The organism is Methylopila sp. 73B, assembly GCF_000526315.1.
Classification (GTDB): Bacteria; Pseudomonadota; Alphaproteobacteria; order Rhizobiales; family Methylopilaceae; genus Methylopila.
Window position 1 is genome coordinate 499,392 of the sequence record NZ_JAFV01000001.1, and the last position, 12,195, is coordinate 511,586.

Below are 12,195 nucleotides of genomic sequence, written 5' to 3' on the forward strand. Positions count from 1 at the left end.
ATAAGATATTGATTTTGATGATGTTTTCATCGCCGTCTCGCCTTGGTCGAATTTGACACTCGACCTATTCAAATCCTAAATAGTCGACTTCGGCCGGCGGATGTCAGGCCTGTGATCTCGCCGGCGGCTGGAGAGCCGGTCGGCTCGTGAGGGAGGATGCTTCCCAGATGATCGGCGAATTTTCGCGGCGCCAGTTCCTACGGACGGCGGGCGCGGGGGTTGTCGGGACCACTCTCGGAGCCATGGGGTTCGGCGGCGCCGAACAGGCCATGGCGCAAGCGGTGCGGCCGTTCAAGCTGGCCCGCACCACCGAGACCCGCAACATCTGCCCCTACTGCTCCGTGGCCTGCGGCGTCATCCTGTACAGCCTCGGCGACAGGTCCAAGAACACCCACGCGTCGCTGCTGCACGTCGAGGGCGATCCCGACCACCCGACGAACCGCGGCACGCTCTGCCCCAAGGGCGCGGCGCTGCTGGACTTCGTGCACGCGGACACGCGGCTGAAGTACCCGATGCACCGGAAGCCCGGCTCGGACACGTTCGAGCGGGTGACCTGGGACTTCGCGCTCGACCGCATCGCGCGGCTGATGAAGGACGACCGCGACAAGAACTTCCAGACCACCAGCAAGGACGGCGTCACCGTCAACCGCTGGACCTCGGTCGGGTTCCTGGCGGCCTCCGCCACCACCAACGAGACGGGAACGCTGACCTACAAGGTCGTGCGCTCCCTCGGCGTCCTGCCCTTCGACAACCAGGCGCGCGTCTGACACGGACCGACGGTGGCGAGTCTCGCCCCAACATTCGGTCGCGGCGCCATGACGAACGCATGGGGCGACATCAAGTACACGGACCTCGTGGTCGTCATGGGCGGCAACGCGGCGGAAGCGCACCCGTGCGGCTTCAAATGGGTCACTGAGGCCAAGGCCAACCGTGGCGCCAAGCTGATCGTCGTCGACCCGCGCTTCACGCGGACGGCCTCGGTCGCGGACTTCTATTGCCCGATCCGTCCCGGCAGCGACATCGCCTTCCTCGGCGGCGTCATCAACTACCTGCTCCAGAACGACAAGATCCAGCACGAATACGTCAAGGCCTTCACCAACGCCTCCTTCCTGGTGAAGCCGGAGTTCGCGTGGTCGGACGGCCTGTTCACGGGCTACAACGAAGAGAAGCGCGACTACGACCGCTCGTCCTGGGACTACCAGATGGACGAGCAGGGCTACGCCAAGGTCGACCCGACCCTGCAGGACCCGCGCTGCGTCTTCCAGCTGATGAAGCAGCACTTCGCGGTCTACACGCCCGAGATGGTGGAGAAGATCTGCGGCTCGCCGAAGGACAAGTTCCTGAAGGTGGCCGAGATGATGTCCGAGTGCTCGACGCCGACGAAGACCATGACGTCGATGTACGCGCTCGGCTGGACCCAGCATTCCAAGGGCGCGCAGAACATCCGCGGCATGGCGATGATCCAGCTGCTGCTGGGCAACATCGGCGTGCGCGGGGGCGGCATGAACGCGCTGCGCGGCCACTCCAACATCCAGGGCCTCACCGACCTCGGCCTGCTGTCGAACTCGCTCCCCGGCTACATGAACCTGCCGACGGAGAAGGAGCCCGACTTCAACGCCTACATGTCGACCCGCGGCTTCAAGCCGCTGCGTCCCGGCCAGACCAGCTTCTGGCAGAACTACAAGAAGTTCTTCGTCTCGTTCCAGAAGTCCATGTGGGGCGACAAGGCGACGGCGGAGAACAACTGGGCCTTCGACTGGCTGCCAAAGCTCGACGTGACCTACGACGTGCTGCGCACGTTCGAGCTCATGAATCAGGGCAAGATCACCGGCTACTTCTGTCAGGGGTTCAACCCGCTGATGACCTTCCCCAACCGGGCGAAGATCACGGCCGGCCTCTCCAAGCTGAAATTCCTGGTGACGATGGACCCGCTCGACACCGAGACCTCGCGGTTCTGGGAGAACCACGGCGAGTTCAACGACGTGACGAGCGCGGACATCCAGACCGAGGTGTTCCAGCTGCCGACCAGCTGCTTCGCCGAGGACGAGGGTTCGATCGTGAACTCCGGCCGCTGGCTGCAGTGGCACAATGCGGCGGTTTCGCCCCCCGGCGAGGCCAAGGCCGACACCTGGATCATGGCCGGCCTGCACCTGCGGATAAAGGAGCTCTACCTCAAGGAAGGCGGCGCCTTCCCGGATCCGATCGTCAACCTGCGCTGGCCCTATGGCCAGCCGGAGGAGCCGGCGGCCGAAGAGCTCGCCAAGGAGATGAACGGCCAGGCGCTGGCCGACGTCACCGACCCGAACGACCCGACCAAGGTGCTCGTCCAGAAGGGCAAGCAGGTGGATTCGTTCGCGCAGCTGAAGGACGACGGCTCCACCGCTTCCTTCTGCTGGATCTACGCCGGCTCCCACACCGAGGCCGGCAACCAGATGGCGCGGCGGGACACCTCCGATCCGGGCGACACCGGGCTTGCGCCGAAATGGGCCTGGGCCTGGCCGCTCAACCGACGGATCCTCTACAACCGCGCCTCGTCGGACGTCTCCGGCAAGCCGTGGGATCCGTCGCGCAAGCTGGTCTGGTGGACCGGCGAGCGCTGGGGCGGCTACGACGTGCCGGACTACGGCCCGACGGTGAAGCCGGAGCAGTCGGTCGGGCCCTTCATCATGAACCCCGAGGGCGTGGCGCGGCTGTTCTCCCGCGGCATGATGCGCGACGGGCCTTTCCCGTCGCACTACGAGCCGTTCGAGGCGCCGGTTGCGAACGCCATCGCGCCGAAGATCCGCGGCAATCCCGCCTCGCGCATCTTCAAGGCCGACCTCGAGGCGCTGGGGAACGCCGACGCGTTCCCCTACGTCGCGACCAGCTACCGCCTGACCGAGCACTTCCACCAGTGGACCAAGCACGTCTGGGTCAACGCGGTGCTGCAGCCCGAGTTCTTCGTCGAGATCTCGGAGCAGCTCGCCAAGGAGAAGGGCATCGAGAAGGGCGGCTGGGTGCGGGTGTGGTCGAACCGCGGGTCGATCAAGGCCAAGGCGGTCGTCACCAAGCGCATCAAGCCGCTGATGGTCGACGGGCGTCCGGTCCACGTGGTCGGCATCCCGCAGCACTGGGGCTTCATGGGCAAGACCAAGAAGGGCTACAACCCGAACTCGCTGACGCCCTTCGTCGGCGACGCCAACATCGAGACGCCTGAGTACAAGGCGTTCCTGGTCAACATCGAGCCGACCTCGGCTCCGGCGTCGGCATAAGGGAGGGCTGACACTATGGCTTCGTATCAGTCCCTCGACATCAAACGCCGCTCCGCCTCCACCTCGACCCCGCCGGCCGTCCGGTCGACGGGGCTCGAGGTGGCGAAGCTGATCGACGTGTCGAAATGCATCGGCTGCAAGGCCTGCCAGTCCGCCTGCCTCGAATGGAACAACCTGCGCGAGGAGGTGGGCGTCAACACCGGCGTCTACGACAACCCGCACGACCTGACGGCGAACAGCTGGACGCTGATGCGCTTCAGCGAATGGGACAACCCGGACACCGGCGACTTCGAGTGGCTGATCCGCAAGGACGGCTGCATGCATTGCGCCGATCCTGGGTGCCTCAAGGCCTGCCCCTCGCCGGGGGCGATCGTCCAGTACACGAACGGCATCGTCGACTTCGTGTCGGAGAACTGCATCGGCTGCGCCTACTGCGTGAAGGGCTGCCCCTTCAACATCCCGCGCATCAGCCAGGTCGACCGCAAGGCCTACAAGTGCACGCTGTGCTCCGACCGCGTCGCGGTCGGGCAGGGGCCGGCCTGCGCCAAGGCCTGTCCCACGGCCGCCATCATGTTCGGCACCAAGGACGACATGAAGGAACAGGCGGACCGCCGCATCACGGACCTCAAGTCTCGCGGCTTCGCCAACGCGGGTCTTTACGATCCGGCCGGCGTCGGCGGCACGCATGTGATGTACGTGCTGCACCACCTCGACAAGCCGGAGATCTACGCCGGTCTGCCGAAGGATCCGCAGATCAGCCCGCTGGTCTCGGCCTGGAAGGGCACGGGCAAGATCCTCGCGCTCGGGGCGCTGGCCTTCGCCGCCGTCGGCGCGTTCTTCCACCACACGGTGGTCGGGCCGAACCGGGTGTCGGAGACGGACGAGGAGAACGCCGCGGATCTTGCCGAGGAGGGCGCTCGGTCCGGCCCGACGCCCGAGACGAGGACGCTCTGATGGCCGTCGAGATCGAACGTCGTCCCATCATGTTGGAGCGGACGGAGGTCCGGCGCTACGGGGCCTCCGCCCGCGTCAACCACTGGATCACCGCAGCCACCTTCACCCTCCTCGCCCTGAGCGGGCTGGCGCTGTTCCATCCCAGTCTGTTCTTCCTCACCGACCTGTTCGGCGGCGGAGCGAACACCCGGGCGTTCCACCCCTGGCTCGGCGTGGTGCTGATCGCGAGCTTCGCCATCCTGTTCGTGCGGTTCTGGAGCCACAACCTCTGGAACCGCGACGACACCCAGTGGATGTCGCAGATCGGCGACGTGGTGAAGGGCGAGGAGGAGCGCCTTCCGGAGCTCGGCAAGTACAACGCCGGCCAGAAGATGGTGTTCTGGGGCACGGCGCTGCTCATCGTGGTGCTGTTCGCCACCGGGCTCGTGATCTGGGACGAGTACTTCCACGGGCTCGTCAGCATCGGCACGAACCGTCTCGCGGCGCTGGTGCACTCGCTAGCCGCAATCGCGGCGATCCTGCTGATCATCGTCCACGTCTACGCGGGCATCTGGGTCAAGGGCTCGATTCGAGGCATGACCGAAGGCCGCGTGACGGGCGGCTGGGCCTGGCGTCATCACCGCAAGTGGCTGCGCCAGGAAGCCAAAGGCGAAACCCACGATTGAGCCGGCCTCCCCACAGGGCGAAACGCAAAGCGGCCGAACCTCGACGAGGTCCGGCCGCTCAAGGCTCAGGGCCGCTCAGCGATGAGCGGCGAACGGAACGTTCGGTTCAGAGACCGAACGGATAGTCGCGATGGGCGTTGTAGAGCGCGCGGCCCTGCTCTTCGAAGAAGGCCTCGAACTCGCTGAGGAAGCGGGAGAAGAAGCCGCCGAAGGCGGAGCCGGAGAACGTATCGACGAGAATGGCGGTCATGGTCTGCACCTCGGGTTGGGACGTTTGCCGCGTCCTGGAAACTCGATAGTTGGTATTTGGCATACCAAGACGCCGTATTAAACCTTCGTCTAGGCATGGCTGATGCGTGCGCGGCGCACGTCGCGCCCGAGGCTCGGCCTCTGGGCTTGGCCCGCTCCGAAGGCGTCAGCCGCGAGATCGGACGCGGAAGCCACATCTCGAGCACGATCGCCTCTTCAAAACCGGCTGCGTGCTAGCATCCCCTGTCGCCTGCGTTTTGGAGTGTTCCCATGGCCGGTCCCGCCTCCATCGAACCGACGCCGATCGACGTCGGCGCGGTGGCGAAGCCCGACTTCGCGGTCGCGCCTGACTTGGCGCGCCTGTTCGCCGACCGCGCCGCGCGCTTCGAGACTCTGGCGCCGGGCCATCCGCTCGACGCCTACCTGCGCTTCCTCGCCGGGATCGCGCGCGCCCAGCACGACGTCGCGGCCGATCTGCCGGAGCCGAAGCTGCCTGCCGGCGACGCGCTCGACCGCGCCTTCGAGTTTGGCATGCCGCCGATCGACCGCGCGCGCTTCGACGTGGACGAGGCGGCCCACGCGACGCTGGAGCGGCTGGTCGCTGCGGTCGCGGACCTCCCGATGCCGGAGCAGGCGGCCGCCGCCCGCCGGCGCATCGCCGACGGCGACCGGGCGTTCCGCGAGCGCCTGCTGGTGGACGTGATCGAGACCGCGACGTCGCTCGAGACGCTGGCCGAACACGTCTTCGCGGCAGCCGCGCTGCAGGTTCATTTTGCGCGGCTCGCGGCTCGGCTGGATGTCGCTCGGCTGCAGTCGGTCGGCGTCGGCGCCTGTCCCGCCTGCGGCGGCCCGCCGGTCGCGAGCCTCGTGGTCGGCTGGTCGAGCGCGCACGGCTCGCGTTACGTCGCCTGCAGCCTCTGCGGCACGCTCTGGAACCACGTCCGCATCAAATGCGTGGCCTGCGACGCGACCGACAAGATCTCGTACCATGCGCTGTCCGAGGACGGCGAGACGCTGGCCGACGCTCCGAGCGAGGCTGCGGCAGGACGGGCGCGCAAGGACGAGGCGACCGCCAAGGCGGAGTGTTGCGACACCTGCGGGCTTTACCTCAAGATCTTCCACCAACATCTTGATCCCGCGATGGATCCGGTCGCGGACGACGTCGCGACGCTCGGTCTGGACCTCAAGGTCCGGGAAGCGGGCTGGGCGCGGGCGGCGTTCAACCCCTATCTTCTAGGGTACTGATCGATTCCATCAGGACGCGCCGACCGCATGGACGACAGCCCCTCCGCCCGCCCGCCGTTCCCCGCCGTCGACCGCGTCCTCGCGGCGCCGCAGGCCGCCGTCGCGATCGAGCGCTACGGCCGCGTGGCGACCGTCGCCGCGGTCCGCGCGAGCCTCGCCGCGGCGCGGTCCGCCTGGCTCGCGGGCGCGGCGGTGGACGTGTCCGTGGAGCGGATCGCGGTCGTGGCGGCGGCGCGGCTGGAGGCGGACGACGCGCCGAGCCAGCGGCGCGTTTTGAACCTCACCGGCACGGTGCTGCACACCAATCTCGGCCGCGCGCTGCTCGCAGAAGAAGCGATCGCCGCCGTCACCGCCGCCATGCGCTCCCCGACGGCGCTCGAGTTCGACGTCGCCACCGGCCAGCGCGGCGAGCGCGACGACCACGTGCGGGGGCTGCTGCGCGAGCTCACCGGGGCGGAGGACGCCGTCGCCGTCAACAACAACGCCGCCGCCGTGCTGCTGACGCTGAATTCGCTGAGCGAGGGCCGGGAGACGATCGTCTCGCGCGGCGAGCTGATCGAGATCGGCGGCTCCTTCCGCATGCCCTCCATCATGGCGCGCGCGGGCTGCCGGCTGGTCGAGGTGGGAACCACCAACCGCACCCACCTCGCCGACTATGCGGAGGCGATCGGTCCCGACACCGCCCTGCTGATGAAGGTCCATCCCTCAAATTTCCGGGTGGAAGGCTTCACCAAGGAGGTCGCCGCGAAGGAGCTCGCGCCGCTGGCGCGCGAGCGCGAGCTGCCGCTGGTGGACGATCTTGGCTCGGGCGTGCTGGTGGACCTCTCGGCCTACGGCCTGCTGCGGGAGCGCACGGTTCAGGAGGCGGTGGCGGACGGCGCCGACCTCGTCACCTTCTCCGGCGACAAGCTGCTCGGCGGCCCGCAGGCCGGGCTCGTCGTCGGCCGGGCGGACCTCGTGAAGCGGCTCGCGAAGAACCACCTCAAGCGCGCGCTGCGGCTGGACAAGCTTCGGCTCGCCGCGCTCGAGGCCACCCTGAAGCTCTACCGCGATCCCGACCGTCTCGCGCAGCGCCTGCCCACGCTCGCTCTGCTCGCGCGGCCCGCCGATGCGCTCAAGACGCTCGCCGCGCGGTTCGCGCCCGCGCTCGCGCGCGCCGTCGGCTCCGCGTACGCCGTCGCGGTCGTCGACGCCGAGAGCCAGATCGGTTCGGGCGCGCTGCCGCTCGCGGCGATCCCGAGCGGCGGTCTCGCGGTGTCCGCGATCGAGGGCAAGCGCACTGGCTCCGCGCTGACCGAGCTCGCGGCGGCGTTTCGCGCGCTTTCGGTCCCCGTGGTCGGCCGCATCGCCGACGATCGCCTGATCTTCGATCTGCGCGGCCTCGACGACGAGGTCGTGTTCGACGCCATGCTGGCGGAACTCGCCTCAGCGCGAGAAGGAGCCGCCGCGTGAGCTGGATCGATCGCCTCAAGGCGCGTTTTGCGCCTCCGCCGCCTAAGAAGACCGTGGAGGAGCGCCTGTCGCAGGCGTTCGAGGCCGCGCAGGCCGACGACCACGGCGCGGCCCTTGCCCTGTGGCGCGTGCTGGCCGACGAGGGCGTGGCGCGGGCGCAGAGCAATCTCGGCGCCTGCTACGCGGAAGGGCTCGGCGTGGCGCGCGATCCGGCGGCGGCGGCGGAGTGGTTCGCGAAGGCCGCGCGCGCGGGCGACGCCGTCGGTCGGCGCAATCTCGCCGCGCTTCACTTCAAAGGCGAAGGCGTCCCCCAGGACGACGCGGCGGCGCTCGCGCTCTACGGCCAGGCCGCGGAGCAGGACGACCCCGCAGCCCAGGACATGCTGAGCTGGATGCTGCTGGAGGGACAGGGCGCCGCGCAGGATCTCGCCGGAGCGCGCCACTGGGCGCTGGCCGCCGCCGAGAACGGCGTGGCGAGCGCCATGACGCGGCTCGGCCTGATGGCGAACAACGCGCTCGGGATGGAGCGCAACAAGACGGAGGCCGCCAGCTGGTGGGCCGAAGCCGCCCGGCGGGGGGACTCCGACGGGCAGGCGATGCTGGGCGCCGCGCTTCATCTCGGCCAGGGCGTGGCGAAGGACGACGCGGCGGCGCTCGGCTGGCTGCTCAGGGCCGAAGCCGGCGGCAGCACGCTCGCCGCGCCCTTCCTCGGGGCGGTCCGCGCCGCGCTGACCGACGACGAGGCCCGCCGGGCCGAGGCCTCCGCCCACGCGCCCATGGACGAGCCTTCGCGGTGATCGTCGGGGCGGCCGGGCACATCGACCACGGCAAGTCGGCCCTGGTGCGGGCGCTGACCGGCGTCGACACTGACCGGCTGAAGGAGGAGAAGGCCCGCGGCATTTCCATCGACCTCGGCTTCGCCTATCTGCCGCGGCCGGACGGCGCGACGCTCGGCTTCGTGGACGTTCCTGGCCATGAGCGCTTCGTGCGCAACATGCTGGCCGGCGCGAGCGGGATCGACTTCGTGCTGCTGGTTGTGGCGGCGGATGACGGACCGATGCCGCAGACCCGGGAGCACCTCGCCATCGTCGACATGCTCGGCGTGTCGAGGGGCGCCGTCGCCCTCACCAAGGTCGATCTCGTCGACGACGATCGCCGGTTCGAGGCCGAGATCGAGATCGCCGCGCTGCTGTCTGGCACGAGGCTCGACGGCGCGCCCGTGCTTCCGGTCTCGACCGTGACGGGCGAGGGGATCGCGCCGCTGCTCGCGCTGCTGGACGCGGCCCGCGCGCAGACGCCCGCGCGGCCCGCGGCGGGCCGGTTCCGCATGTCGATCGACCGCAGCTTCACGCTGGCCGGCGCCGGCACGGTGGTGACGGGCGCCGTGCGCGACGGCGTGGTGCGGGTGGGCGACGCGGTGATCGTCTCGCCTCAGGGCTTGGAGGCGCGGGTGCGCGCGATCCACGCGCAAAACCAGCCGGCGGAGGAGGGGCGGCCCGGCGAGCGCTGCGCGCTCAATCTCGCGGGTCCCGGCGTGACCAAGGACGCGATCTCCCGCGGCGACGTGGTCCAGGCGCCGGAGCTGCACGCGCCGACCGATCGGCTCGACGTGGAGCTGACCCTGCTTGCGACCGAGCCGCGTCCGCTCGTGGCCTGGAGCCCGGTGCGGCTGCATCACGGCGCCGCCGAGATCGCCGCCCGCGTGGTCCCGATCGACGGCGACGCCATTCCGCCGGGCGCGACGGCGCGCGCGCAGCTGGTCCTGGACCGGCCGCTCGCCGCGGTCGCCCTCGACCATTTCGTGCTGCGCGACGTCGGCGGCGCCCGCACCATCGCCGGCGGGCGCATCCTGGACCTGCGCGGGCCGTCGAGGCGGCGGCGCTCGCCGGAGCGGACGGCGCAGCTCGAGGCGCTCGCCCACGAGGACCACGGCGAAGCGCTTGCGGCCCTGCTCGCCGCGCCGCCGCAGGCCGTCGACCTCGACGCCTTCGCCCGCGACCGCAACGCGCCCGACGCCGAGATGGCGGCCGCCGTCGCCCGGCTCGGCCTCGTGCGCCTGCCCGCGGGCAAGGGGCGAACCGTCGCCGTGGCGGGCGAGGCCTGGCGCGCCTTCGCGGCGTCCGTCGCCGAGAGGCTTGCAGCCTTCCACGCTGAAAATCCCGATCTGCAGGGCATGGGGGCGGAGCGGCTGCGCCTCGCCGCCGAACCCCGGCTGCCGGCGCCGGCGTTCCTCGCCGCGCTCGCCGCGCTTCAGCGCGCGGGCGAGGTGGCAGTGGAGGGCGCCTGGACGCGGTTGCCGGGCCACGTCGTCCGGCTCGCGCCCGTCGACGAGGAGCTGTGGGAGGCGATCGCGCCGCGGCTCGCCGGCGACCTGCGGTTTCGTCCTCCGCGGGTGCGCGACCTCGGCGCGGAGCTTGGGGAGAGCGAGGCGGACGTCCGCCGCGTGCTCAAGCTCGTCGGCCGGCTCGGGCGCGTGGACGAGATCGCCCACGACCACTTCTTCCTGCGCGAGACCACCGCCGAGATGGTGAACGTGGCGGAGACGGCGGCGATCGAGGACCCGGCGGGCGTCCTCACGGCCGCAGGTTTCCGCGACAGGCTCGACAACGGGCGCAAGGTCGCCATACAGATTCTCGAGTTCTTCGACCGTCACGGCGTCACCATCCGCCGCGGCGACGAACGGCGCGTCAACCGCCGCCGCCGCGACCTGTTCCGCCGCAAGGACGTGACGGAGCAAAGCGAGGCGTGAACGCGTCACGGAGGAGAAGCGTCCCCGGTGGGGCGGCCGGCCTTCAAAGCCGGAGGGGGCCGTCAGCCGGTCTCCGGTGGGTTCGACTCCCACTCTCTTCCACCAGCTACCCAGATCAACTTGAACTTACGGCTGGTGCAACAAGTGAGATCAGAAGACATTAGCGACGCTCAGCTTTTTGCAATGATTGACGATCTTGATGTCAAAATGCTCGACATGGGGCGTACGATAAAGTAAAGAACATGGGATCTTCCCATAGTTCTTACCCAGCAACTCGGGCACGCATTTTTTTAGCGGGCCAAGATGGTCCGCCAATTTACGAAAGAATTTACGCTCTATATAAAAGCTTTTACGGAAAGAAGGCCTTCGCTAGTGGCGGCCATATTGGCGTTTATCTCTTCAGAGATGTGTATGTTCGAATTTCTGTGCCTCACATGTACGGCGAGCAAGCATTCGATCCTTTAGATGCCGTAGATTTCACGGATCTTCAGAGGATGGTAGTTCAATCGAGTTTATCTCAGGCGGAGAGGTGCATAGATCAAGTTTTAGATGTTCTTGATATTCAATATGGAAGTCATATTATAAAAAATCCATATAAGGGAATCGAGCTAGTAGATAGATATATCGATTATTCGCGATTACATCTTCATGCTGCAGCGGCGATACTTACGGGTGGGTATGATGGGCGAGGGGCGGTGCAAAGCGCATTGCTATCTACCGAACTGGCCCTTAAAGCGGCTGGCGCTGCTTTAGGTCTTACGGACGATCAACTCAGAGAGCGGAAGCAATTTGGTCATGATACGCTGAAGCTTTGCAATTTTATTGCGGGTAAGATTCACACGTTTGATGTCGAACGTGTGAAGGCAGTGGTCGATAGGCAGCCGAAATATGTTTTGAATCGGTATGAAGCGAGCCAACCAAGTCCCCAAGTTACCGGTCACGTTGTCATGGGCGCTCAGTATATCCTGTCAGAAGTTGTGCGAAGTTTGTGCGAATGGGATATAAGAAGTCAGGGTGTTGTAAAATTTAGCAGAAAATACCCAGCTTGCGCTGATGGGAGGTAACCGGCCTTGCCGGAGAAGATGTTAATAGTTGATATTTAATCCTTTCAGTGGAGAGGCCTCCTCGATGACCGGTCTGGACCGGCCTTACGCGCTCGCGGCGCTTGAGCAGACGGCGCTGGCGGCCGACGCTGAGGAGAAGCGGTTTCGCGCGAGCGTGGCGGAGGAGGCCGCGCGTCGCGAGACCGCGCGGCGCCGCGCGTTTCGCCGCTACGCCTTCCTCAAGGCGCTTGTCGACGCCGACGCCGCGGCGCCGGACCGCGAGGCGTCCCACGTCGCGCAGCGCGCGGCCGCGGCGGCCGAGCTCGAGTGGGAGGAGATCGACGAGGCCCGCAAGCCGGTGCTGGACGCGCTGACGGCGCTGGCGGACGCGATCCACGACGCCCGCACGGGCGCGCTGCCGCCGGAGGAGGCGGGGGCGGCGACGTTGCAGGCGCTCGAAGCCTTCGAAGGCTGGTACGAAGGCGCGCGGGGGCTCGCCTTCGCCGAACTGTTCGACCGCTACATGCCGGAGACGCCTCTTGTCGACTTCTGAGGCTCCCGCGCGGGTTTGGGCTCCGGGACATCGC

The 12,195-nt window shown here is 68.0% G+C and carries 10 protein-coding genes and 1 tRNA gene; 10 read left to right on the top strand and 1 reads right to left on the bottom strand.

All coding sequences use genetic code 11. The annotated features are described in order from the left end of the window. Nucleotides 1–167: 167 nt before the first annotated feature. The 3 genes from fdnG to K244_RS0102430 are packed head-to-tail and all read left to right on the top strand — an operon-like array spanning nt 168 to nt 4,870. A complete protein-coding gene (fdnG, locus tag K244_RS0102420) occupies nt 168–3,251 on the top strand; it encodes a formate dehydrogenase-N subunit alpha (protein ID WP_155931536.1) in 3,084 nt (1,027 codons plus the stop codon). Between the two features lie 15 nt (nt 3,252–3,266). Beyond that, nucleotides 3,267–4,205 carry a formate dehydrogenase subunit beta gene (gene fdxH / locus K244_RS0102425; protein WP_020184650.1) on the top strand — a complete coding sequence of 313 codons (939 nt, stop codon included), beginning with the start codon at nt 3,267–3,269 and terminating at the stop codon, nt 4,203–4,205. Nucleotides 4,206–4,234: 29 nt separating this feature from the next. Beyond that, nucleotides 4,235–4,870, top strand: coding sequence for a formate dehydrogenase subunit gamma (locus tag K244_RS0102430; RefSeq protein ID WP_036306048.1), 636 nt, complete (start codon nt 4,235–4,237; stop codon nt 4,868–4,870). A 106-nt stretch (nt 4,871–4,976) separates the two neighbouring features. Here the strand turns inward: K244_RS0102430 and K244_RS23830 are convergent, their stop codons facing one another. Further along, the gene (locus tag K244_RS23830) at nt 4,977–5,120 is read right to left on the bottom strand and encodes a hypothetical protein (RefSeq protein ID WP_020184652.1); all 144 of its coding nucleotides are present in this window, start codon (nt 5,118–5,120) and stop codon (nt 4,977–4,979) included. Nucleotides 5,121–5,389: 269 nt separating this feature from the next. Between K244_RS23830 and fdhE the strand changes: the two genes are divergently transcribed. The 7 genes from fdhE to K244_RS0102465 all read left to right on the top strand — a co-directional run bounded on the left by fdhE (nt 5,390) and on the right by K244_RS0102465 (nt 12,161). Continuing rightward, nucleotides 5,390–6,364 carry a formate dehydrogenase accessory protein FdhE gene (gene fdhE, locus K244_RS0102440; protein ID WP_020184653.1) on the top strand — a complete coding sequence of 325 codons (975 nt, stop codon included), beginning with the start codon at nt 5,390–5,392 and terminating at the stop codon, nt 6,362–6,364. A gap of 27 nt (nt 6,365–6,391) precedes the next feature. Continuing rightward, complete coding sequence (gene selA / locus K244_RS0102445; RefSeq protein WP_020184654.1) at nt 6,392–7,816, top strand: L-seryl-tRNA(Sec) selenium transferase; 1,425 nt, start codon at nt 6,392–6,394, stop codon at nt 7,814–7,816. Further along, the gene (locus tag K244_RS0102450) at nt 7,813–8,613 is read left to right on the top strand and encodes a tetratricopeptide repeat protein (RefSeq protein WP_020184655.1); all 801 of its coding nucleotides are present in this window, start codon (nt 7,813–7,815) and stop codon (nt 8,611–8,613) included. The genes selA and K244_RS0102450 overlap by 4 nt, the downstream gene beginning before the upstream one ends. Continuing rightward, complete coding sequence (gene selB, locus K244_RS0102455) at nt 8,610–10,565, top strand: selenocysteine-specific translation elongation factor (RefSeq protein ID WP_020184656.1); 1,956 nt, start codon at nt 8,610–8,612, stop codon at nt 10,563–10,565. Before K244_RS0102450 ends, selB begins: the two co-directional genes overlap by 4 nt. Before the next feature lie 9 nt (nt 10,566–10,574). Continuing rightward, nucleotides 10,575–10,670, top strand: a tRNA-Sec gene (locus K244_RS0102460). Nucleotides 10,671–10,807: 137 nt separating this feature from the next. Further along, nucleotides 10,808–11,629: a hypothetical protein gene (locus K244_RS23410; protein ID WP_155931538.1), complete on the top strand. Its 822-nt coding sequence runs from the start codon at nt 10,808–10,810 to the stop codon at nt 11,627–11,629. 64 nt (nt 11,630–11,693) lie between these two features. Then, nucleotides 11,694–12,161 carry a hypothetical protein gene (locus tag K244_RS0102465; RefSeq protein WP_020184657.1) on the top strand — a complete coding sequence of 156 codons (468 nt, stop codon included), beginning with the start codon at nt 11,694–11,696 and terminating at the stop codon, nt 12,159–12,161. The last annotated feature ends 34 nt before the right edge of the window (nt 12,162–12,195 follow it).